Source organism: Paenibacillus solisilvae, assembly GCF_042656405.1.
Classification (GTDB): Bacteria; Bacillota; Bacilli; order Paenibacillales; family Paenibacillaceae; genus Paenibacillus_Z; species Paenibacillus_Z solisilvae.
Genome location: NZ_JBHSOW010000076.1, coordinates 16,129 through 39,843 on the forward strand (window position 1 = coordinate 16,129; position 23,715 = coordinate 39,843).

20 protein-coding genes and 1 pseudogene are annotated in these 23,715 nt (G+C 52.0%); 3 read left to right on the plus strand and 18 right to left on the minus strand.

The window, feature by feature from the left end; genetic code table 11:
- Positions 1-39: 39 nt before the first annotated feature.
- A complete protein-coding gene (locus ACFPYJ_RS20310; RefSeq protein WP_379190037.1) occupies positions 40-207 on the plus strand; it encodes a hypothetical protein in 168 nt (55 codons plus the stop codon).
- A gap of 97 nt (positions 208-304) precedes the next feature.
- Here ACFPYJ_RS20310 and ACFPYJ_RS20315 read toward each other — a convergent pair whose 3' ends face one another.
- Both ACFPYJ_RS20315 and ACFPYJ_RS20320 read right to left on the minus strand, forming a co-directional pair.
- Positions 305-1,411 carry a DUF3048 domain-containing protein gene (locus ACFPYJ_RS20315; protein WP_379190038.1) on the minus strand — a complete coding sequence of 369 codons (1,107 nt, stop codon included), beginning with the start codon at positions 1,409-1,411 and terminating at the stop codon, positions 305-307.
- A gap of 129 nt (positions 1,412-1,540) precedes the next feature.
- Positions 1,541-2,413 carry an AraC family transcriptional regulator gene (locus ACFPYJ_RS20320; protein ID WP_379190039.1) on the minus strand — a complete coding sequence of 291 codons (873 nt, stop codon included), beginning with the start codon at positions 2,411-2,413 and terminating at the stop codon, positions 1,541-1,543.
- Between the two features lie 173 nt (positions 2,414-2,586).
- Between ACFPYJ_RS20320 and ACFPYJ_RS20325 the strand changes: the two genes are divergently transcribed.
- Positions 2,587-3,543, plus strand: coding sequence for a phytanoyl-CoA dioxygenase family protein (locus ACFPYJ_RS20325; protein ID WP_379190040.1), 957 nt, complete (start codon positions 2,587-2,589; stop codon positions 3,541-3,543).
- Positions 3,544-3,968: 425 nt separating this feature from the next.
- Here ACFPYJ_RS20325 and ACFPYJ_RS20330 read toward each other — a convergent pair whose 3' ends face one another.
- From ACFPYJ_RS20330 to ACFPYJ_RS20355, 6 genes and pseudogenes are all read right to left on the minus strand, one after another.
- Positions 3,969-5,390, minus strand: a complete 1,422-nt coding sequence (locus ACFPYJ_RS20330; RefSeq protein ID WP_379190041.1) for a sensor histidine kinase — start codon at positions 5,388-5,390, stop codon at positions 3,969-3,971.
- Positions 5,390-6,055, minus strand: coding sequence for a winged helix-turn-helix domain-containing protein (locus tag ACFPYJ_RS20335; RefSeq protein ID WP_379190097.1), 666 nt, complete (start codon positions 6,053-6,055; stop codon positions 5,390-5,392). Before ACFPYJ_RS20335 ends, ACFPYJ_RS20330 begins: the two co-directional genes overlap by 1 nt.
- Positions 6,047-6,415 (minus strand): annotated as a pseudogene (locus ACFPYJ_RS20340) (response regulator transcription factor); the annotation flags it as partial. The pseudogene ACFPYJ_RS20340 and the gene ACFPYJ_RS20335, both read right to left, overlap by 9 nt.
- 378 nt (positions 6,416-6,793) lie before the next feature.
- Positions 6,794-8,176 (minus strand): FG-GAP repeat domain-containing protein, encoded by a 1,383-nt coding sequence (locus ACFPYJ_RS20345; RefSeq protein ID WP_379190042.1) that lies wholly within the window; start codon positions 8,174-8,176, stop codon positions 6,794-6,796.
- Between the two features lie 91 nt (positions 8,177-8,267).
- Entirely contained in the window at positions 8,268-9,272 is a 1,005-nt protein-coding gene (locus ACFPYJ_RS20350) for a polysaccharide deacetylase family protein (protein ID WP_379190043.1), read from the minus strand.
- 500 nt (positions 9,273-9,772) lie between these two features.
- Positions 9,773-10,969, minus strand: a complete 1,197-nt coding sequence (locus ACFPYJ_RS20355; protein WP_465263366.1) for a collagen-like protein — start codon at positions 10,967-10,969, stop codon at positions 9,773-9,775.
- A 612-nt stretch (positions 10,970-11,581) separates the two neighbouring features.
- Between ACFPYJ_RS20355 and ACFPYJ_RS20360 the strand changes: the two genes are divergently transcribed.
- Positions 11,582-11,944 carry a hypothetical protein gene (locus ACFPYJ_RS20360; RefSeq protein ID WP_379190045.1) on the plus strand — a complete coding sequence of 121 codons (363 nt, stop codon included), beginning with the start codon at positions 11,582-11,584 and terminating at the stop codon, positions 11,942-11,944.
- A gap of 108 nt (positions 11,945-12,052) precedes the next feature.
- Here the strand turns inward: ACFPYJ_RS20360 and ACFPYJ_RS20365 are convergent, their stop codons facing one another.
- The 10 genes from ACFPYJ_RS20365 to purS form a co-directional block, all read right to left on the minus strand.
- Positions 12,053-12,667: a PH domain-containing protein gene (locus tag ACFPYJ_RS20365; protein WP_379190046.1), complete on the minus strand. Its 615-nt coding sequence runs from the start codon at positions 12,665-12,667 to the stop codon at positions 12,053-12,055.
- Positions 12,668-12,874: 207 nt separating this feature from the next.
- Complete coding sequence (locus ACFPYJ_RS20370; protein ID WP_379190047.1) at positions 12,875-13,063, minus strand: DUF1540 domain-containing protein; 189 nt, start codon at positions 13,061-13,063, stop codon at positions 12,875-12,877.
- Between the two features lie 800 nt (positions 13,064-13,863).
- On the minus strand, positions 13,864-15,129 hold the full coding sequence (gene purD / locus ACFPYJ_RS20375; RefSeq protein ID WP_379190048.1) for a phosphoribosylamine--glycine ligase: 1,266 nt from the start codon (positions 15,127-15,129) through the stop codon (positions 13,864-13,866).
- A gap of 23 nt (positions 15,130-15,152) precedes the next feature.
- Positions 15,153-16,700, minus strand: a complete 1,548-nt coding sequence (gene purH / locus ACFPYJ_RS20380) for a bifunctional phosphoribosylaminoimidazolecarboxamide formyltransferase/IMP cyclohydrolase (protein ID WP_379190049.1) — start codon at positions 16,698-16,700, stop codon at positions 15,153-15,155.
- Positions 16,701-17,203: 503 nt separating this feature from the next.
- Positions 17,204-17,815, minus strand: a complete 612-nt coding sequence (gene purN / locus ACFPYJ_RS20385; RefSeq protein ID WP_379190050.1) for a phosphoribosylglycinamide formyltransferase — start codon at positions 17,813-17,815, stop codon at positions 17,204-17,206.
- Complete coding sequence (purM, locus tag ACFPYJ_RS20390; RefSeq protein ID WP_379190051.1) at positions 17,815-18,858, minus strand: phosphoribosylformylglycinamidine cyclo-ligase; 1,044 nt, start codon at positions 18,856-18,858, stop codon at positions 17,815-17,817. The genes purN and purM overlap by 1 nt, the downstream gene beginning before the upstream one ends.
- A gap of 24 nt (positions 18,859-18,882) precedes the next feature.
- The gene (purF, locus tag ACFPYJ_RS20395; RefSeq protein ID WP_379190052.1) at positions 18,883-20,361 is read right to left on the minus strand and encodes an amidophosphoribosyltransferase; all 1,479 of its coding nucleotides are present in this window, start codon (positions 20,359-20,361) and stop codon (positions 18,883-18,885) included.
- Positions 20,346-22,589, minus strand: coding sequence for a phosphoribosylformylglycinamidine synthase subunit PurL (gene purL, locus ACFPYJ_RS20400; RefSeq protein WP_379190053.1), 2,244 nt, complete (start codon positions 22,587-22,589; stop codon positions 20,346-20,348). The genes purF and purL overlap by 16 nt, the downstream gene beginning before the upstream one ends.
- Positions 22,567-23,262, minus strand: coding sequence for a phosphoribosylformylglycinamidine synthase subunit PurQ (purQ, locus tag ACFPYJ_RS20405; protein ID WP_379190054.1), 696 nt, complete (start codon positions 23,260-23,262; stop codon positions 22,567-22,569). Before purQ ends, purL begins: the two co-directional genes overlap by 23 nt.
- A 3-nt stretch (positions 23,263-23,265) precedes the next feature.
- The gene (gene purS / locus ACFPYJ_RS20410) at positions 23,266-23,508 is read right to left on the minus strand and encodes a phosphoribosylformylglycinamidine synthase subunit PurS (protein WP_379190056.1); all 243 of its coding nucleotides are present in this window, start codon (positions 23,506-23,508) and stop codon (positions 23,266-23,268) included.
- Positions 23,509-23,715 lie beyond the last annotated feature (207 nt).

The following is a 23,715-nucleotide window of genomic DNA, read 5'->3' on the forward strand; positions in this document are numbered from 1 at the left end:
GCAGTTGGTAGGCATCAGCATTTGGTAGGTGAACAACAATTGGTAGGCGATCAGCAGCCGGTAGGCGATCAGCAGCCGGCAGGCGATCAACAATCGACAGGCAATAAGATCGGCCGACCACTGCAATGCCCGGCATTCACTAAAAAAGCCCCTGCGGCGCTGCATCATTGTGCAGCGTTACAGGGACTTTCTCCGTCTAGCAGCTAGGATTGGAATTGCGATTCTCAGCTGTTTGTTTTCGCTGTTAATCGTATATTGTATTCATCTTTAACCATGTGTTATTCACAGTTTGACGGCCTCTCTGCTAGCTGTAGCTCACATGTCCCGCGAATGTCGGGGACAGCGGCACGATGTGATAGAAGGTTTTACCCGGAACGAACGGCAGCTCCTGCCCGTCCTTCATCAGCCGGATCACATCGTCATCGCTTCTCACCCATGTGCATTCAACAGCTTTGCCCAGCTGGATCAGCACAGCAGGACCGCCGGATTCGAGATTGACCTCAAGCCGGCCGTAATCGTCATAGGTCTTATGCTTGGCGCCCAAGACAACGAGATTCGTCGCGGATAATTGGTCACCGGTTGTTAAATCGGTATGCGGCTCACCATTGATAGAGCGCAGATAGAGCTTCGTTGCCTCATCATAGGCATACGATACCTTGTAATCCTTGAGCAGGAAATTCAGGTTCACCGATGCTGCCGGTACACCGGCCGCCGTCGCCCCCGCATCCGAGAACGGGAAGGTCGGGATGGTAACGGTCTGATCGTACTTCTTCTTCAGCGCGCCTTCGCGAAGCTTCTCTAAATTCGAATAGAGATTATGAGGCGCTTTGCGGAAACTCTCCCGGTAGAAGTAGCTGCCCGCATTCGTGATCTCATCCAGGTAGGCTTTGTGCTGATGCTGCAGCACATCGTAACCGTCGTTACTGGCGCCTGCATGCACCAGTACGCCGCCAAGCGCCTCGCCAATCCGGATCAGATACGGCCGGTTGCTGCGAATCGGACCGATCGGATCGGTGAAGTTATCGCTTTGAAAAATCGCCACAAGGCGCGTAATGCCGCCTTCCGCCAGCACCTCCCACACCATATCCGCATGCGGCAGGCCGGATTGCGGACGGGCCGCTGAGAAATTATTCACCATCACGGCAAAAGGGCGCTGCACAGGCTCTGTTGGCAATGCAAGTCCCGTCAATGGGGCAATGAAGGAGGGCGGATCGACAGGTTCCGGCTCAACCGCTGGCGGGTCAATGGGAACCACCGGATCGGTATTCTCTGTAAGCGGTTCCGTCTTGTTGTTGGTAGCATTCGCATTACCGCCGCATCCGGCCAAGAGACCGGCAGCCAGCAGCATGAGGACGAAGAGCGTTATTGTACTTGTGCGGAACCAAGTCCCGCCATTGTCTCTAGTAACCATGCAAGTCCACCTTTATGAGTTAATATCGGCATATCCTGATACCCCTTATTAAACCATAGGAGCATGCGGATTGTCTCTCCCAAGCGGACATATACCAGAATCCACTAGGCGCGCCGCCGGATACGGTACTTATAAAATCCTTGTCCGTTCCCGGTACCGCAACGGCTGTTCACCTGTGAACCGCTTGAACCATTTGCAAAAATAATGCACGCTGCCCAGCGACAGCCGCTCCGCAATCTGGGTCGAGCTCAGGTCTGTCTGTTCCAGCAGCCTTTTCGCCGCCGCAAGCTTCATCTCCATATGGTACTTATGGGGCGCCATGCCGACGCGTTCTTTGAACAGTCTCGCCGTATAATCCACGCTGTATGCAGTCGTTAGACTGAGCCATACCGGATCGTAAGCCTGCTCCGCCTGCTGGATCAGGCGTTCCTTCACCTGCGCCACCTGCCGGTCAAGCGGCGATACGGCGTATTCGTTATTCCGAATCCAGCGCAGCAGCCTTGCTGCGAGCTGGGTGAATATCCCCCTAAGCAGCAAAGGCGACATCTGGCTCCCCCGATTATATTCCTCCACCAGCTCCTCAAAGAAAGTCAGCGGCCACATGCCGCAATTGGTACCGGATGGCAGCATGCCGTCACGGTCATCCAGCTCGAAGCCTGCCAGCTTCTCCTCGGCGACATCCACGATGGTTCCCCGCAGGTCGTACGGCCTGCTGCTCAAGGAACCGTGTGGTGTAAAATGCAGTCCGAACAGCACGAAAGGATCCTTCGGATCGGCTTCGATTTCATGCGGTACCCCGGGCCCATAGCATAATAAAAGGCCTGCTTGCGCCCGGTAACGATGGCCGCCAATCCGGACATGACCGCTGCCCCGCTGCACGAACAGCCACTGGTAATCGCTGATTATGCGGGGACCGAATCTCTCTCCAGGCTTGCATTCCAGCCGGTTGGCATAATGCACAATCGGTTGAAAATCATCGTTAACCGCTGCCGCCTTCCACATGCGCGAGGCTCCTCCTTTTTTCTGTATGAGAAGTCATAGAGTCACTGTCCAAATCTCATTCCGGTAAATGACAATCCTTACAGGCGGGGTGCAAATACGATTGACTTCCCGCGTGCTATGCTACAGCCATATACAGCCTCAGTTTCATATCTATCCATAAGGGGATGTTACTTATGACTCTAAAGCAAGAACAGGACAATGACAAGCAGCCGGTCAGCGGTGCCTTTGAGGATTCAACCTCTCTTCTGAGCAAGCCGGATCAGCTCCGTGCAAGGGCTGAGAAGGATGGGCTGTTATTCTTCCGCGGATTGCTGGATCGTGAGCATGTGCTGGCTTTGCGCCTGGATATCCTGGAGATTCTGGACCGATATGGCGTAATGAGCAGCCGGCACCCGCTTCAAGCGGGCATTGCAGATTTGACAGCTGTTAACCGCTACTCCGAGAGCGAGCTGCAATGGAACGGCGTCGGAGTGACCGAGGCGATGTATCTGGATATTCAGAAGCTGGAATCCTTTCATGCACTGGCTCATTCACCAGCGCTTTTATCGATGTATGAGTCGCTGTTCGGAGGAACAGCCCCCTTCGTTCACCCTCGCCATATCGGGCGGATTATGCTTCCGCATGCCAGCGCCAAGATCACGCCGTCGCATCAGGATTTTCTTCATATCCAGGGAGCCTCCAGCACCTGGACCTGCTGGACTCCGCTTGGCGATGTGCCGCTTGCGCTTGGCGGACTCGCCATCTTGAAAGGCAGTCACCAGGCCGGATTGCTCGGCGTTACGGCAGCGCCGGGAGCGGGCGGGCTGGAAAGCATTCTATGCGGGCTTGATTATGAGTGGCTGACGATTGATTACGAATCCGGCGATATCGTGACCTTTCACAGCCATACGGTTCACAAATCGCTGCCTAACCGGCGCCCCGGGCAGATTCGCTTATCCTGCGACTACCGCTATCAGCCTGTTAACGAGGTTATTGAAGGCGCCTCCCTGCTGCCGCACGGTCCATTCACTTGGGAGGAATTATATAAGGGCTGGCAGAGCGAGGACCTTAAGTATTACTGGAGCAAACAGGCTTTATCGTTGAGTACCTTTGACGAAAGCATCCGCTGGCAGAAGGACAAGATCTGCTAATAATGTTCTGCTAAGGATGAGACCAGCGATACGTAATCCCGGCTTCAGGTATAGTTCATGGCAAAAATCACATACTAGTGAAAAATGAGGCAAGCCCCAGCGGCAGGTTCAGGCTTGCCTCAGTTATGCCAGGAGGTGGACGGAATGTCCGCATTTCTCGACTGGTTAGCCGATCACTGGTTATCTGCTTCGGTTATCGTTCTTGCAGCCGCCGCGATTGCGTATGTCAGCGTCAAGCATAAATCACTGTTTTATAAAGAGTAGAAAATGCAGGCGGTTGACCGCCGGTCACCGGCTTGAATACCGGCTCTGCATCAGCGGCGATTGCTGCTAACGGAGCAGCCGAAGACGGCAGCCGCCTCGCACCGCCACACCGCGCGCTGGGAACAGCGCGCTTAACAGAAAGCGAAAGCCGGAACAGCCGATCATTCGATCGGCTGTTCTTCTTGCGGTATTTTGCGCAATGGAATGCGTATCGTAACTGTCGTGCCCTCACCGAGCGTGCTCATGATCCGGAAAACTCCGCCATGAAGCTCGACAATCTCTTTGCAGATGGCCAGGCCAAGCCCGCTTCCTGAGCGCTGACTGCTTCCTTTATAGAATTTATCCGTCACATGAGGCAGATCCTCTAGAGAGATCCCGCTGCCCGTATCTGTAACGGCAATTCGCACCCAATCCATGTCCAGATCCGCTGTAACCGTAATGGAGCCCTCTCTTGGCGTGAATTTCAACGCATTATCGAGCACGTTGATGAACACCTGCTTCATCCGGTTGGCGTCCGCTTCGACAGGCAGCGTCGCAATGGAGTAGTTGCCCGTTATCGTAATAGATTCCTTCTGGGCACGCGCCTCGAATTGCTTAATCGTCTCCCGCATCGGCTTAAGGAGATCAAGCGTCTCCGGATGAAGCACGATGCTCTTGGCATACAGCTTCGAGAAATCCAGCAGATCCTCAACAAGCCCGGAGAGGCGGACCGTCTCGCGGTCGATGATCGCAAGGCCCATCTGCATCTCTTCCACATCCGCCGGATCACCGGAAGCGAGCGTCTCGCTCCAGCCTTTGATCGAAGTCAGCGGCGTTCGCAGCTCATGCGAGATGGAGGAGATGAAATCCTCCTTCAGCTTCTCCCGTCTTGTCAGCTCCGAGGCCATCGTGTTGAGCGTCTCCGCCAGCCGTCCGATCTCATCCCGGTCATGATAAGCGAGCGCTGTACGCTTGGACCAATCTCCCTCCGCAATTTGCTCGGCGACCCGTGTCAGGTTCCGGATCGGTCTTACGATCCGGTTCGCCAGGATGACGCTCATCGTGAAGAAGAGCAGGATGACAGCCGATCCAACGAGCAGCGTGATCCACAGCATATTGCGGATGATATCGTCCACCTGCTTGAGCGAAGCGGTATAGCGGAACATGGCGACGACGCGCTGATCCTGCTTAATAGGCAGCGTGACGGCTGCGATCCGCTCCTTCGTAAGCGGGTCGATGCCGCGCCAAACCCCCTTCTCGCCGTCAATCCCTCTAAGCACATCCGGCGTTGCTAGCTCGGAGCCGTCTCCAGGCAGACCGTCGCTGTCGACGACGATAACGCCTCTGTTATCCAGAAGCTGCAGCTTGGAAGTGCCTATCGTCATATTTTGCAGCATGTAGCGTGCCTTTTCCTTCATCGGCTGGTAAGCGATATTGCGGTTATGCAGGGCGGCTTCCGTCTCTGCCCGCTGAAGCACCGAGCCCAGCGCGCTGCTGTAATAGTAATTCCATACCAACGCTCCGAAAATCGTACCGAGCATCACGACGACAAGCAGGATAAGCACGCCGTACGTCCATACGATTCGAGTGCGAAGACTGCTCATTAACGGTCGCTCCGTTTCCACCGGTAGCCAAAGCCCCATAACGTCTCGATAAACTGCGGATCAGAGGGCTCATCCTCAAGCTTCTGACGGATTCGGCGGATATTGACATCGACGATCTTCAAATCCCCGATGAAATGCCGCCCCCACACCGCATCCAAAATCGCATCGCGGCTGAGCCCTTCGCCTGCCCGCTCCATCAGCAGCTCCACAAGCGTCCACTCCGTCGGCGTCAGTACGATCTCCGTTCCCTGTTTCCACAGCTTCCGCTCCGCCGCCGATAAACGAAAAGGCCCGGAGCGAAGCTCTCTCGGGAGCGCTCTTGGCTGGTAGGCATTCGATGCTGCAGGGGGCAATGGTTGTGAGGCATGAGGCGTGTTCCCTGCAGCCGTATTTGCGGAAGAGACCGCAGTTTCATTGTCAGCCGCATTCATGCTGCGGCTTGTCATCTCGTTCGTACTTCCGGCAGGCTGGTTAGCCGCCGCGTCATGGTGTTGTTGGTCATTCCGAATATGGGGCGTGGCTGCGCCCGATGCATTTGACTGGTCGCCTGGCGGATGCAGGATATCATGATTAGGGCCTGAATGACTCGCTCCCGATGGTGCAACAGCCGCTCCAGCAGCTCCCTGCGCACCTGCTTCAGGCCATGACAACCCGCCCGGCATCATCCGCCGGTTCAGCGAATTCAGCCTCGCGATGAGCTCGCCGGGACTGAACGGCTTCTGGACATAGTCGTCGGCACCAAGCTCAAGGCCGCGAATCTTATCCTCTTCCTGCGACTTTGCCGTCAGCATGATGATGCCCATGCGGGGAAACCGTGCCCGCAGCTGCTCGCAGACCTCAAAGCCGCTGATGGTCGGCAGCATAACATCAAGCAGCGCAACGTCAAAAGGCGGCGAAGCCGCCTCGGCTAACGCCAGCGCGGTTTCCCCGTCTTCAGCTTCGGTCACTTCCATACCGTTTCGCTTCAAATTTATACGTACGAAGCCACGAATAGCTTCCTCATCCTCCAGCAGCAAAATGCGCATTAGATTCCTCCTAAGAGTTTTTGCGATACTTCCTGATATGCTCCTCAGTAAACAAAAACTTGCATCGGAAGCATAAGCTGAGTTTTTGCGATACTTCCTGATATGCTCCTCAGTAAACAAAAACTTGCATCGGAAACATAAGCTGAGTTTTTGCGATAGATCGTAATTATGCATCCGTGCAAGCAAAATGCTCATTTCAAAAGCATAAGCTTCGTTTGTTTGTAATCCTTCATTGGGATACGCTTAGCTTGCACAAAACCCGCTTCTAAAACAAAAGCCGAATATTTTGCGATACTTCGCGGACATTGCATCAGCTCAGGCCGAAACTCCCCCTATAAGCATAAGCTTCGTTTACCGCCATCCTCCACTGCAAACCCTCTACTGCTCGGGAAGCAGCATGAACATATTTTTCAGCGTCGTTTCGCTCGGCGGCAGCGGATTCACCTGCTGCGTATCGTCTAGCTTATCCCATACGGCATAATAGACCATACCGGCTGCCCGCTCCAAGAGCATAAATTCACTGGCATTCTCCTGCAGCTGATGCTCTATGGCATCCCAGTCATTGAGCGGAACGATGCGTATGACCATAACCTCTATGCGTTTACCCGACTTTGAATCATAATAATCAACTGCGATGTCTGATTTGCTGCCCTCTTTGGGGTGGCGGACTGTGTAATCCTGCCATCCTGCAGGAATGCGCAGCGCAAAGTTCTGCTCATAATCGGCGTAACGCTCACCGACGACGTCAAAACGCCCTGCCCCGTCCCACTGCTTATACTGCTCGATCCATACCAGATCACTGTACGGCACACCCTCGTCTTGACCGGGGGCTTCGCGAAGCACATGGATATCCAGTATACCATCCCCATTGCCGTCTCCGGCAATCAGCGCATCCATCGTGCTGTCTTCATCCTGGGCGCCCCGCTGGGAGGAAGGATAGATTTTCAGCAGCTTCCCTTTATCCCACAGGAGCATCGTCGTGTTCGACGAGTGCGCACCTACGATGGCATCCGTAATGATGCCGAATCGTTTTGGCGCGATTTTGCCAATTGATATATTGTAATAACCGTTCACGGAACCATCCATCGAGGTGGAAGCAGCTGCAAGCACAGCCCCGCCCAGGAATCGGAATACATGAATCGAAGCGGTCATTTTCTCGCTATTCAATCGGATCAGCACAAGCTCGGACTTTCCGTCCCCGTCCACATCGCCTTGCGACATCGTATCATAAGACAGCTCCTTCAGCGGCTTCAGCGGAACATCGCCCTTGTAAGCCGGCGGGACATGATAGATATTCAGCAAATGCTCGGGCTCGCCATACTGGTTCCAACCGATGAGCACCTCCGGCTTGCCGTCATGATCCAGATCGGCGATCCGCAGGACATCGATGCCATAATTCGAGGATTCCTCGAAAGTAAACCAATACTTCCAGCCGCCCTTCTTATTGCTTTGGAGGACCATGACCTGTTGAGCGCTATTATTGTTGATAAAAGTAACCAGAGCTTCGAGCTCCCCGTCACCGTTAATATCCGCTTTCATCACCGCGGAGTTCGATTTCTCCTGAACAGGGAGGGAGAGCTTCGCTCTCGATGGCAATGCGTCCCGCACAGCGGAAGCAAGCACCGCATTCTCCGGCGTAGACTGCGGATTAAGCAGCAAATCGGCCGGTGTGGCTGTATACTGACAGCCGGTCATGCCCAGCAGGCCAAGGATGCATAAGCTCATAATCCCCAGCTGCCGCGCCCAATGTAGTCGCATCATCTATCTCTTCGCGCCCTCCTTTCCCCATCCGTACAGCAGCCCCCGCTGACAATACGCCTTGAACCTATAATCGCTTAAATGATGCCCGTTTCTAAGCCGTTGCCGTTGCCGTTTTCGCCGTCAATTTGCCGCCATGATTCTTCGCAGCCAGCAGCTCATCCACCGTCACGAACGTGTAACCCTTTTTGCGCAGATCTTGAATAACAAGCGGCAAGAGATTAACTGTACTCGCGATATGTTTGCTTCCGAATGAATGCATAAGTATGATTCCGCCTGGATGTGTGTTCTTGTTGACGTTCGCCCGCATCGCGGCTACCGATTTGCCTGCCCAGTCATCCGTATCCACCGTCCAGCCGACGAGCTCCCGATTGTTATACTTGATGATAGCTTTGAGCATTGGAGATACCGCGCCATAAGGAGCACGCACCAGACGCGGCACGAATCCGTTCGACCGCTGAATCAGGGTGTCGGTCCATTTGATCTGATTCTTGATTCCATTCATATCTTTCTTCGTCAAATCCGAATGATTATACGTATGATTGCCGATGCTGTGTCCTTCTGCGGCGATTCGCTTCATGACAGCAGGGTATTTCTTAATCTGTGTTCCGACAGTGAAGAAGGTCGCCTTGACCTTGTATGCTTTTAAAATGTCCAATATTGCCGGTGTATATCGATTATCCGGCCCATCGTCGAAAGTGATCGCCACAAGCTTCGTGCCGGGCTTCGCCTGGTACTGCACAATCGCAGCTGTCGGCCTGTCCAGGCTAACCGACGGAATCCAAGACTTAGGCGGAACGTTGGTCTGGGACGGTAATTGCGGCTTCGGGCCAGTCGAATCGTTCTTGCCATCCGCGGTCTGGACCGCTCCACTCCCGCCGGCCTCCCCTCCCGCCAGGTTAGCATCCGTAATCTGGGGAGAGGGATTAACGCCGCCGCTTCCAACAGCTTGAGCGTGACCAGGTCTCCCCGGATCAGACCCGAGCTCCCACTTGGACTGGGTGCTTAAGACCACAAGGACTGCTATTAAACTGAAACCAACTATTAAAAAGACAACAGGGAACCGGCGCCGCTTATGTCTAATGCTTCTCTGTATCATACCTCTATCTCCTCGCCCATGCTATACGTCTATCGTATAGGAAACAGGGCCGGAAGTTGTTACAAAGAAGTAACATCTTGGTTTAACAGGCAGCCCCATTGGTTCAGCTTCCTTCGCCGCTGGAGCGGCAAAGACGCTAAGGACAACAAAGCTGTGGTTAAACCCCACGGCGCGCAAAAGAATGAATCTAAATGAAACCCAGCACCCTTGATTTGTTCCCATTGATCGCCACGTCATTCGTATCGTCTTCTCATAAGAAAAGTTTATTAGATTACTAGGTGTGTTGATAGTTTGAAGATACAATTCAGCACCGAGGTTTTTTAATTATTTTTCTAAAGATAACCGTTCAAATACTTTGAAAACTATATTCTGTTCATGCATGTATCACATACACAAGCAAATAAAAAGAAGTAAATAATAACGCTGGATACGTTATTACCTACTTCAACGGTCTCAAGTTGTTATTGTCATGTATCGATTAATAATACATTTCTTTCCTTCTATGCGATCTGCATAATAACAAGGTGTGCGGAAACCGGCCTAGTTCCTCCAGCGAGAGGAGTGATCGTGAGTGCTGCGGCATTGCCAGCAGGATTACGTACCGTGAGTACGGAATTAATGACCGAAGTTTGTACAAGAGCCATTCCTTCGATTTGAGTAGTACCTGTTGCACGCCCGAAAACCGTATAAGCAAGGTCAGCTCCATTGAGTGTTAAAATCAGTTGACCCGGTTCGTTTACACTCACCTCAAACAAAACCTGATACGTGCCAATTTCAGCTAAGTTAAATGAGCTCGCATTTATACGGGTGATTTCAGTCCCACTGACAGGACCATCTTGAGGAAAACTTACGTCAGTATCGGGAGCTACTGTTGCTGCATTATTAGGAGGCATCAAGGCAAAAAAATCAGCAAAGCCTAATACCCCTCCTGCTGGTCCTGTTGCCCCTGTTGCCCCTGTTGCTCCTGTTGCTCCTGTTGCTCCTGTTGCCCCTGCGGGTCCTGCGGGTCCTACTGGTCCTGCGGGTCCTGCCGGTCCAGCTGCGCCTATTGCTCCTGCAAGTCCTGCCAATCCTTGGGGTCCAAGTGCACCTACGAGTCCTTCGGGGCCTATTGCGCCTATTGCTCCTGCAAGTCCTGCCAATCCTTGAGGTCCAAGTGCACCTGCGAGTCCTTCGGGGCCAAGTGCGCCAATTGCTCCTGCAAGCCCTGCAAGTCCTTGAGGTCCCAGAGCTCCCGCAATTCCTTCGGGACCAAGTGCGCCTATTGCTCCTATAAGTCCTGCAACTCCTTGAGGGCCAAGTGCTCCTGCAAGTCCTTCAGGGCCTATTGCGCCTATTGCTCCTGCAAGCCCTGCAAGTCCTTGGGGACCAAGTGCTCCCGCAAGTCCTTCGGGACCAAGTGCGCCTATTGCTCCTATAAGTCCTACAAGTCCTTGGGGGCCAAGCGCTCCCGCAAGTCCTTGAGGTCCAGCTTCCGCAATTGCTCCTCCAAGTTCTTGAAGTAACCGCTGACCTGCTGGTCCTGGAGGTCCTGGACGTCCTCGACGTCCTGGAGGTCCTTGAAGTCCCCGGGGACATGTTACCCGACATATTTTTTTAATAACTCGACGACGGCGTTTCTTTCTTTTGCCCTTTGTTGGGCAAACAATTACGGTTTTCTTTTTACACCGTTTCTTTCTATCCAGACAACTCAACAACGACACCTCCCTGTAAAGATGGTTCAGTGTACGCGAGTTGTTTAATTTAGGCATGGACAAATAGCCTGCTATTAGCTAGACTAAAAACTATTTTCAGAAAATTGGGTTAATGGTAGAGTTGTTTTGCCTATAGCAATTCTACAAAACCCCACACTCTTTCACTTATCATTACATATTTTATATTCAGGACAACTCATACTTCACTTTGTTAACCCAAATCACATTTGGGTCTTTTTTTTGTGAATTCATCCCCTTTTTGATACATAACTGTGTGATATAACGGGAGAAGTCTTGATACTCAGATTGTCGTATTCATTTTACGTACTGAACGTAATGATTTTTACCGCTTCGGCGATGTGCCTGACTATCTGGACGGAACGTTCCATTCTCGTACCCGTTGTTATTCCGAGCTGCCAGCATTTCAGAACGGCCTCTTGTGCCCATTGCGGAATATCTCCAGCAGCCTGGAACGGAAGTTCTTCATTGGTTGAATGATGCGTTCATTCGGCAAGACGCAATAAACTTGAAATTGTTCCCAGCTGTGCAGGATTTATCTTTATTTATATGGAATTTAGAGAGATACACGCTGGCCCAAACACTAAGGAGACCCCGATGAAGAAGAAGCTAAAATGGATCATTCCGCTGCTCTTGATCCTCGTTGTTGGATGCGCACTTATCGTGAATGGTATATTGACTGCGACTGTGCAAACAAATAACATCTTTGTAAAAGAAATCACATTCTCGAATGGAATGCTGTCGCTGTCAGGCGATTTTGCGGACAGTGCGCTGGATTACAAAGGCTATATGCTGCGGCACGACCGTAGTAAGCTGTATATCCAACTAACCGGCAGCCTGCTTACGTTTAACAAGAGGGATGGCTCCTTCAACGTCCATGTGGATGTAAAGGATTTGGGAACCATCCAAGAAATTTATCTTCAGGACAATTCCAGTCAGCGGCTCATTTGGCCCAAATAACATTTTATCCCCAAACTTATACACATATTATCCACAAGTCATTAAGGTTATTAAATTTCTCCGTGCATAGCAAAGGAGCAGTCCCTAGAGTCTGCTCCTTGTTCGAGTTTATTGATTAATGAATTTCTCAAATACATAGCCGTAGTCTTTTTCCTTATAATCTTTATGGGTTTCAACGAGCCACATGAAGGCGGCCTGGTTGATCTCTTTGAACTGATCCACAAGATTGCCTTGGATGTTGGCGATCCGGCTCAGCGTGCTTGAAGTCATATCCAGGCTTTTGTTCGCGTAGCTGGTAATGATTTCGTTCTCATAGGTAATTTCCTCGATTTTGATCAACGCCTTGTACAGGTCCTTCAGCTCTTCAATATGCTTCTTATTCACATCGATCGAGAACGGCTGCGAGCCCAGCGTGAACTTTATCTCCACATCCAGATCGACCGTTCCGGCAGTCTCCAGCAGGACGTTAGCAAATTTATTCGTGCTATAAGGATACCGGCGAAGCGTGCGCTTCTTGCTGATGGCACTCGTACCGTCCAAGTGGATCAGGGCAAGGTTTGTAAAGCAATATTCATCTGACTTCGACTTAATCAGAAAGTATATTTTCTCGTTCTCCTCATGCATCACATAATCGTCGGCGTCCACTTTGTCGTAATCTGCCGGCTTGATGACTGCCCCAATATCGCTGATTCCCAGCAGGTCGGCCGCTACTCTTTTAAACATACACTCATTCCTCTCCCATGAAAATCAAATCATTCCCTTCATCATTATACAGAAAATTGGAAGCTGGAGGGGCAGGAATTTCTCCCTTTTCGGAAGTGGCTATTTATGGGCAAAGACACCATCCGGCATTCTCCCATCAAAAAACCCGCATCTCGGATTTGATCCGGCATGCGGGCTTTTGAGGGGTACGTACATGTGATTAAGGAGTTAATGGGGTCGTTCCTCAAAGGTTTGGCAGCAGGTTTCCGATGAATCGGAAGCCTCGTCCCGGTGATTTCCGACTTTCTGGTGAGCATGCGCGGTGATTTCAATCATGATTGAATCCGCCACGCATACATTCCCATCCTCCCAATGCTGGCAATTTGCAACGCTGCATTTGACCATTGGATGTTCCATCGTATTCACTTCTCCCTTCGGGGTTGTATGTACTTGTACCACCTTGGGAGGGGGATTGAAACATTTTGCTTGATGGCGGGCAGGCGGAGTAGAATGATTAAAACACTGTTAGTTTGAGAAAGGAGAAGGAGATGACCGTGGCGCAACGTTCCAAGTCATGCTCTTGCTCTCCAGCTGCCCAGCTGCTTCTATAACTACATCTGCTTCTAAGACCAGTACCATCTGGCAGCTGAATCTCAAGCGCGGTACCTGTGCCTAAATTCCTCTACTCTACTGCTTCTATTGCTATTTCCATTCTCAATACTTACTCTGCTGCTCCAATTCTAATTTTCGGCTTTCGGCACCTCCTTCTACCTTTCATCTTGCTAGCCAAACCTCTTCACTGAGCTAAAGGCTATACTGTATTTCGTACAGTATGTGAAGCTTTTTTCGCTTTCTTAGCCACCTATACTGTATTCCGTACAGTTAAATCGACCTCATAGGGTGCTTTTGAGCCAAATCACGAAATAATAACTGGAAATTTCCAGTATAGGGTGCGCTGCGAAAGAAATGGGCTCCAAATAGCTGCAATTATCCAGTATAGAAGCTGCTGCTGTCAGCTCGGCAGCTTGATATTGCCCCAGAGCCACTATTGGCGCCTTCTATGAAGCTCTTGATTAACCAAATAAGGCGGATCATGCAAATGGGCCGCTCCGAAAAGTCATAAACATGACTTTTGGAACAGCCCATTTCGGTACAAACCATAGTTAGATCAGCAGCTCTCTTCTTTCTCTCCGCCTGAGGGAAAGAACAAACCAGTGTTACTTAAGTGCCTTCGCCGCAATATCCGTACGGTACTGCATGCCTTCGAACTTGATCACGGATACGGCTTCATACGCACGAGCGCGTGCCTCAGCAATATCGCGGCCGCGGCCGACGATACCAAGCACCCGTCCGCCGTTGGTTACGAATTCTCCGTCTTTCTCGGCAGTGCCGGCATGGAACACAAGCGCGCCTTGTGCCTTAGCAGCTTCCAAGCCTTCAATGACACGGCCCTTCGGATAGCTGCCCGGATAGCCCTCGGAAGCAGCAATCACGCATACTGCAGCCTCTTCGCTCCACTCCAGCTCAAGCTGATCCAATCGTCCATTGATCGACGCCAATATAATATCTACGAGGTCAGTCTTCAATCGCGGAAGAACAACCTGTGTCTCTGGATCGCCCATCCGAGCATTGAACTCGATCGTTTTCACGCCGTTCTTCGTCATCATCAAGCCAGCGAACAGCACGCCGCGGAAAGAACGGCCTTCACTCACCATGGCTTTAGCTGTCGGCTTAATGATGTTCTCGATTGCATCCTCTACAAGGGCTGGATCAATATGCGGCAGTGGTGTGTACGTGCCCATACCGCCTGTGTTCGGGCCTTTATCGTTATCGAAGATCGGCTTGTGGTCCTGTGCGGGAACCATTGCACGAACGGTTTCCCCATCGACGAAAGCAAGGATGGACATCTCTTGTCCTTCCAGGAATTCTTCGATAACGACGCGTCCGCCGGATTCGCCGAACACTTTGCCAACCATCATATCGCTCAGCGCCTGCTCCGCTTCTTCTAATGAATAAGCAACGGTAACGCCTTTACCGGCTGCAAGACCGTCCGCTTTTATGACAATCGGGATTTCTTGCTGGCGCAGATAAGTAAGCGCCGTTTCGTAATCGGTGAATGTCTCGTATTTTGCCGTAGGAATGTTGTATTTCTTGAGCAAATTCTTCATGAAGATCTTGCTGCCTTCAATCTCAGCTGCATTCTTGCGCGGTCCGTAGACCGGGATGTTCTGCTCCTCGAACGCATCTACGATGCCTTCCGCAAGCGGATCATCCGGCCCGACTACGACTAAATCAACGGAATGATCCATGGCAAATTGAATGAGATCCGCGAACCGGTTAACCGGAATCGGGGCACATTCAGCAAGCTCCGCAATACCTGCATTGCCCGGTGCACAGTAGATTTTCTTTACCTTCTCGCTATTGTTTAGCGCCCAGACGATCGCATGCTCTCGTCCGCCGCCGCCGATGACCATTATCCGCAAAGGAAACCCTCCCCAAGTAGGCCTTAATGTTTAAAATGACGTACGCCAGTCAGCACCATAGCAATGTTGTTGGCATTCGCAACTGCAATGGATTCTTCGTCTTTGATCGAACCGCCCGGTTGGATAACAGCTGTAATGCCCGCTTTAGCTGCAATTTCAAGCGTGTCGCCCATTGGGAAAAACGCATCGGAAGCAAGTACCGAGCCGGCTGCTTTCTCGCCCGCCTGCTCAATGGCAATGCGCGCTGCGCCTACGCGGTTCATTTGGCCGGCGCCAACGCCGACTGTCATATTATCCGAAGCAAGCAGAATCGCGTTCGACTTTACATGCTTAACGACTTTCCAGCCGAACAGCAGCTGCTTCAGTTCTTCTTCGGTTGGTTTACGGTTCGTAACGACTTTGATGTCGTCTTCCGTCAAGCTGTGAACATCGCTCTCTTGTACAACCATACCGCCGTCGACGCTCGTTACGAGCCATTCCGGCTTGCGCTCGCCTGCTGCTTTCAGCTCGCCGAGCTTCATAAGACGGATATTCTTCTTCTTCGTCAGCACTTCAAGCGCCTCCGGAGTGAATTCTGGCGCGATGATGATCTCAAGGAAAATCTCGCCGAGCAGCTTAGCCGTTTCAACACCGATTGTGCGGTTCGCCGCAACGATACCGCCAAAGATGGAGGTCGGATCAGCTGCGTATGCTTTTTGATAAGCTTCATGGATATCGCTGCCGATACCAACGCCGCATGGATTCATATGTTTAACAGCTACGACAGCAGGCTCGTTAAATTCCTTGACGATCCCAAGTGCTGCATTGGCGTCATTGATGTTGTTGTAGGAAAGCTCTTTGCCGTGAAGCTGCTCTGCAGTCGTGATGTTGCCGGCAGCTGCAAGCGGCTTGCGGTAAAAAGCAGCCTTCTGATGCGGGTTCTCTCCGTAACGAAGATCCTGCACCTTCTCATAAGTAACCGTGTAGCTTTCCGGAAGCGGGTTGCCCTGCAGCTTGGAGAGGTAATCGCCGATCAATGCATCGTAAGCGCCTGTGTGGCGGAATACTTTGGCTGCAAGCACTTTACGGGTCTCAAGCGTCGTATCGCCTTCTGCTTTCACTTGATCAAGAACGGTTTGGTAATCTGCCGAATCCACGACTACCGTCACGAAAGCATGGTTCTTCGCCGCTGAGCGAAGCATAGTCGGTCCGCCGATATCGATATTCTCAATGGCGTCCTCGTAGGAAACATCCGGTTTGGCAATCGTCGCTGCAAAAGGATACAGGTTGACGACAACGAGGTCGATGTAGTCTAAGCCGAGGTCTTTCATCGCTTTTTGATGCTCTTCGTCATCACGAACGGCAAGCAAGCCGCTATGTACAGCAGGGTGAAGCGTCTTAACGCGGCCATCGAGAATCTCCGGGAAGCCCGTTACATCCGAAATACCAACAACCGGAACGCCTTCTTTCTCAAGCAGGCTCGCCGTTCCACCAGTCGAAATAATTTGCACGCCAAGTCCCGCAAGTGCCCGTGAAAACTCTACAATCCCCGTCTTGTCGGACACACTAATCAACGCTCTACGAATAGCCAAGATAATAGACCTCCTAAAAGTTTTTTGCGTGGCTTTGCCTAAGGGTACCGACTAGGTACCATTAAGCAAAAAACTACGTCGAAAGCATAAGCTAAGTTTTTTGCGAATGCTACTTGAGTTATCTACTCTGTGAGCAAAAAACTACTTCGTAAGCATCAGCTACGTTTTTTGCGTGGCTTTGCCTAAGGGTACCGACTAGGTACCATTAAGCAAAAAACTACGTCGAAAGCATAAGCTAAGTTTTTTGCGAATGCTGCTTAAAGTTATCTACTCTGTGAGCAAAAAACTATTTCGCAAGCATCAGCCAAGTTTTTTGCGAATGCTGCTTAAAGTTATCTGCTCTGTGAGCAAAAAACTATTTCGCAAGCATCAGCCAAGTTTTTTGCGAATGCTGCTTAAAGTTATCTGCTCTGTGAGCAAAAAACTATTTCGCAAGCATCAGCCAAGTTTTTGCACGGTTTACCCGAGGATGCCAACTAAAGGCCTCCTCAAGCTTCCCGATATTACCCCATCCTCACATGCCGTCCATCTAATTCAACTGCGCCTGCAGCAATGCGCTGAACGACCCAAGGGAGCAGCTCTTGCTCTACCGCGTGAATGCGCGGCACAAGCGTCGCTTCCGTGTCGCCGTCCAGCACCTCGACCGGACGCTGCGCGATAATCGGTCCGCTGTCCAATCCCCCGTCCACATAATGAACAGTTACACCCGTTACCTTCACACCGTACTCAATGGCCTGTCTGATACCATTGACACCAGGGAAAGCCGGCAGCAAGGATGGATGCACATTAATCATCCGTCCGTAGAACGGCTTTACCAGCACAGAGGTCAGAATCCGCATATATCCAGCCAGTACGATCAATTCCACACCGCGGCGCGTAAGCTCGGCGATGATTTCCTGCTCATAGGCCTCGCGGGAAGGATATTCTTTGGGCCGGAACAAGAAGGTATCGATGCCCGCCCGCCGTGCCCGCTCCACTACAGGAGCCTCCGGCTTGTCACAAACAAGAAGCTCGAGGCTTGCGCCATCGAGCCGTTCTTGGTTTGCCGCATCCGCGAGCGCCTGGAAGTTCGTTCCCTGCCCTGATGCGAATACGGCGATACGCAATTCTGCCATTATACGTCCGCTCCCGTAAAGGTTACGATGCGGCTGCCTTCCGTTACAGTACCGATCCGGTAAGCCTCTTCTCCAAGCTCGCGTGCGATGGAGAGTGCTTGCTCCGCTTGATCCGCAGGAACGACAACAACCATGCCGACGCCCATGTTAAACGTGGTGAACATATCGCGGTTCGTGATATTGCCTTTCTCCTGCATCAGCTTAAAGATCGGCTGAATCGGCCATGAGCCAAACTCAACATTCACGTTCACGCCTTCAGGCAGCACCCGCGGAATATTCTCGATGAAGCCGCCGCCTGTAATATGAGCCATCCCTTTTACCGTCACACGGTTGATCAGCTCCAGCACGGATTTCACATAGATACGAGTCGGTTCAATAACAACATCGCCAAGCTTCTTGCCATCCAGCTCAGGCAGCGCTTGGTCAAGGCTGAAGCCTGCTTGCTCAAGCAGCAGTCTGCGGACGAGCGAGAAGCCGTTGCTGTGAATACCGCTCGAAGCAAGTCCAAGCACAACGTCACCAGGAGCAATGGTGGAACCGTCGATGATTTTCTTCTTATCTACGATACCTACCGTGAAGCCGGCAATATCATACTCATCGCCTTGGTACATGCCTGGCATTTCTGCTGTTTCTCCGCCAATCAGCGCGCAGCCGGACTGGATGCAGCCATCGGAAATCCCTTTGACAATCGCTTCGATCTTCGCAGGCTCAACTTTACCGCAAGCCAGGTAATCCAGGAAGAATAACGGCTCGGCGCCTTGCACGATAATATCGTTCACGCACATTGCCACAGCATCAATACCGATCGTATCATGCTTGTCCATGGCAAAAGCGATTTTCAGCTTCGTCCCTACTCCGTCTGTACCGGAAACGAGCACAGGCTCCTCGTATTTGTCTTTGTTCAGACCGAACAGTCCGCCGAATCCGCCAAGCTCTGTCAGAACTTCCGGGCGGAACGTTTTCTTCACGTGCTTCTTCATCCGTTCAACCGCTTCATTACCTGCCGCGATATCAACGCCGGCTTGTTTATAAGCTTCTGCCACTAGGGTCACCTCATCATATATTTGTTAACAGCTGCAGCTCTTCTCGGACGTTGGATCGACCGGAGTCGGGTAATCATTATCGAAACAAGCCAGGCACATGCCGCGGTTATATTCGCCGTCATTCCCGCCAACAGAATCGATAAACCCGTCATGACTTAGAAAATAAATCGAGTCCGCGTTAATCGCCTGCCGAATTTCTTCCACCGTCTTCTGAGAAGCGATCAGCTCCTTGCGATCGGGCGTATCAATCCCATAATAACAAGGATTCATAAATGGCGGTGACGTTATACGCACGTGAACCTCTGTCGCTCCGGCCTCGCGGAGCAGGTTAACGATACGCAGGCTTGTTGTGCCGCGAACGATGGAATCGTCGATCATGACCACACGCTTGCCTTCCACCACTTTACGAACAGCCGACAGCTTCATCTTCACGCCCTTCTCACGAAGCTCCTGGGAAGGCTGAATGAACGTGCGGCCTGTATATTTATTCTTAATGAGTCCAAGCTCGTAAGGAATACCCGTTTGCTCGGCATATCCGATCGCCGCCGAAATACTGGAATCCGGCACACCTGTTACCACATCCGCATCGACAAAAGCTTCAAGCGCCAGCGTCTGGCCCATGCGTTTGCGGGCGGAGTGCAGGTTAATGCCGTTGATGTCGCTGTCCGGACGGGCAAAATAGATATATTCCATCGCGCAGGTTGCCCGGCGCTCCAGCTTCTCGAAGCGGTCGAGCTTCAAGCCGTCCCTGTCCAGGACAAGCATTTCTCCGGGCTGCACATCACGTTCATACTCCGCGCCAACGGTCTCCAGAGCGCAGGTTTCGGAAGCAAACACATAACCGCCGTCAAGCCTACCCATAACAAGCGGTCGCAGGCCATGGGCATCGGAAGCGACAATCAGCTTCTCGTTCGTCATGATCAGGAAAGCAAAGCCGCCGATAATCCGCTGCAAAGCGTCCTTCGCCGCATTGACAAAATCCTTGCTCGAACGAGCGATCAGATGGGCAATAACCTCGGTATCGCTTGTCGTTTGGAAGATCGAGCCTTGACTCTCGAGCTCCCTACGGATGGAAGGTGCATTCACAATGTTGCCGTTCGTTGCAATCGCCAGATCCCCGTCCCGGTATTTGAAGATTAGCGGCTGCGCGTTGGCAAGCTTGCTCTCTCCAGCCGTTGAATAACGGACATGTCCGATGACGCGGTCACCCGGCAGGGATTCCAGCGTTTTCTGATCGAATACTTCTTTGACAAGTCCCATACCGCGGTGATAATTGAACGTGCCCTCAACCGAATCCACCGCGCATATTCCGGAGCTTTCCTCGCCCCGGTGCTGCAGCGTGTGCAAACCATAATAGCCGAGAGTGGCTGCATCCCGGACGCCGAACACCCCGAATACACCGCACTCTTCACGCAATTTATCAAAAATATCGTCCCGGCCTATACCTTCGTTGTAATGATTGCCTGTCCACAGCTTGGGTTGCTGGTTCACTTCATCAGACATGGAATCGCATCCTTCCAGACCTTCTCCAGTTGCTCAACCGGCGAATCTACGCCCGGTTTGCCATTGATGTTAATCGTCAGTCCGCTTCCGCGCACAACGCCGATTTGTGCATTTGGTACGCCTTGCTCCGTCAAGTATGCTGTCAATTTCGCCGCTTGCTCAGGCTTAGCTGAGAGCAGGATACGGGATTGTGTTTCGCTGAACAACGCGGCATCTGCACGCAGTTCTGTAACTACATTCACATCAGCGCCAAGCTTGCCGCTGATGCTGGATTCCGCCAGAGCAACCGCAAGGCCGCCTTCGGACAAGTCATGCGCAGAAGCGACAAGACCCTGCTGAATCGCGCCAAGCACCGTGCTTAGCAATGTTTTCTCGGTAGCCAGATCAATTTGCGGTGGACGGCCTTCGGACTTGCCTTGCAGCACGTATTGCAGCTCACTGCCGCCAAGCTCGTTCTTCGTTTCACCGGCAAGAATGATGATATCGCCTTCGGCTTTGAAGCTCTGTGTCGTAATATGGTTCAGGTCATGCACGAGACCAACCATCCCGATGACAGGAGTCGGGTAAATCGCGCCTTTCGCGTTCTCGTTATACAAGCTTACATTACCGCCGATAACCGGTGTATCCAGTACACGGCAAGCATCGGAGATACCGTCAGCCGCTTTCTCGATTTGCCAGAATACTTCAGGCTTCTCCGGGCTGCCGAAGTTGAGGTTATCCGTAATTGCGAGCGGTTCTGCACCGGAGCAAACGATGTTACGCGCTGCTTCCGCAACGGCAATCCGTCCGCCAACCTCAGGATCGAGGTAAACATAACGGCCGTTACAGTCAGTTGTCATCGCGAGCGCTTTGCGCGTGCCGCGGATCGTAACGACAGCCGCGTCGGAACCTGGAGCAACAGCCGTGCTCGTACGAACCATGTGGTCATATTGGTTATATACCCATTCTTTGCTCGCTACAGTCGGCGAAGCAAGAACTTGCTTAAGTGCATCCGTCAAATCTGTCACTTCCGGGTAAGCCGCTGTATCGATCGCCGCATTAGCTGCATAATACGCAGGCTCCTTCGAAGGCTTGTCATACATCGGGCACTCGTCAACGAGTGCTGTAACCGACATATTCGCCACTTCTTCCCCTTGGTGGAACAAACGCAAACGGCCGTCATCTGTTACTTTACCGACTTTCACGCAGATAATTCCCCAACGGTCAAAGATCTCCTGCGCCTGCGCTTCATGACGAGGTTCAACCACGAACAGCATGCGCTCTTGCGATTCGGAAAGCATCATTTCGTAAGGCGTCATGCCTTCTTCACGCTGCGGCACTTCATCGAGGTACAGCTCAAGTCCGTTGCCTGCTTTGGATGCCATCTCTGCGCTGGAGCAGGTAAGTCCAGCTGCACCCATATCTTGAATGCCGACTACGATGCCGGAATCAATAAGCTCGAGCGTCGCTTCCATGACCAGCTTCTCCATGAACGGATCGCCTACTTGTACAGCTGTACGTTTCTCTTCGGATTCTTCGGAGAGCTCTACGGATGCAAAGGTTGCACCGTGGATTCCGTCGCGTCCAGTTGCCGGACCCACGTAGAATACCGGGTTACCCACGCCTTTTGCTACACCGCGCTGGATTTTATCATGATCGATCAGACCGACGCACATTGCGTTTACGAGCGGGTTACCCTCGTAGCTTTCGTCAAACATGACTTCGCCCGCAACCGTTGGAATCCCGATACAGTTACCATATCCAGCAATACCGGAAACAACGTTCTCGAACAAATATTTAACCCGCGGGTTCTCAAGCTTACCGAAACGCAAGCTGTTCAGCAGCGCTACCGGACGCGCACCCATGGAGAAGATATCACGGATAATTCCGCCGACTCCTGTTGCTGCGCCTTGGTAAGGCTCAACCGCGGATGGATGGTTATGCGATTCGATTTTGAATACAACCGCTTGATTGTCGCCGATATCTACGATTCCCGCGCCTTCGCCTGGCCCCATCAGAACCTTCGGTCCGGTGATCGGGAATTTCTTAAGAATTTTCTTGGAATTCTTATAGGAGCAATGCTCGGACCACATAACGCTGAATACACCGATCTCGGTGTAGTTCGGCTTGCGACCCAGAAAACCGCAAATCAACCCATATTCATGATCGGTTACGCCGAATTGCGTATAAATCCGCTGGTCTGCGATTTGTTCCGCTGTCGGTTCCTTAGCCGTTAATTGCTGCGCCATGCTGTTCCCTCCATGCATTCAAAATCGATGTAAACATCCGTTTGCCGTCTTCCGAGCCCAGCAGCTGATCGACCGCGCGCTCCGGATGCGGCATCATGCCGACTACGTTGCCGCGTTCATTGCTGATACCCGCGATATTTTCAAGCGAGCCGTTCGGATTCGTATCGCCTGCATAGCGGAATACGATCTGGTTGTTCGCTTTCAGCTGCGCCAGTGTTGCGTCGTCGCAGAAGTAGTTTCCTTCGCCGTGTGCGATCGGAATGTTAATCAGCTCGCCTGGCGCGTATTGATTGGTGAACACATTGCTGTTATTCACAACCTCAAGCTGCGTTTGGTGACAGCGGAATTTCATGCCGTTGTTGCGAATGAGTGCGCCCGGCAGAAGGCCGGCCTCGGTAAGAATTTGGAACCCGTTGCAGATACCCAGTATATATTTGCCTGCTTCAGCAGCTTTTTTGATCTCATCCATGACCGATGCAAACTGCGCGATAGCGCCGCAGCGCAGGTAATCCCCATAGGAGAAGCCGCCCGGAACCAGAATCGCATCAAACTTGGACAGATCCGTAGCCGTATGCCACACATATTCAACCTCTTGGCCGATTGTATCCTCAACTGCTTTGTAGCAGTCAATATCACAGTTCGAGCCTGGAAAAACGATTACCGCAAACTTCATCGTTTAACCCTCCAATTCAAAACGGTAGTCTTCAATTACCGTGTTCGCCAGCAGCTTCTCACACATAGCTTTCAAGCGCTCTTCGGCTGCTGCACGGTCGGTCGTGTTCATATCGAGCTCCAAGTATTTGCCGATACGGACTTTGCCGACTTCGTCAAAGCCCATCGAGTGAAGTGCGCCTTGTACAGCGCTGCCTTGCGGATCGAGTACGTTTTGCTTGATGGTTACATAGACTGTTGCCTTCATTTGGGTCGCCTCCTGGGAATGTAAGTCACTCTTGAATCTCGCTTCGCTGGATGAAAAATGGAGGGTTGCACAACCGCTGGGACTACCCGCCTCCGTCGCTGTTGAACCCTGGAATCTTGATCCCACCCTTATAAAGTGGATTCCCGGGTTCAAAGGCGATCACTTCGTTCTCCGGCGGGTATCCCGCTTATTGCTCCACGCATTTTC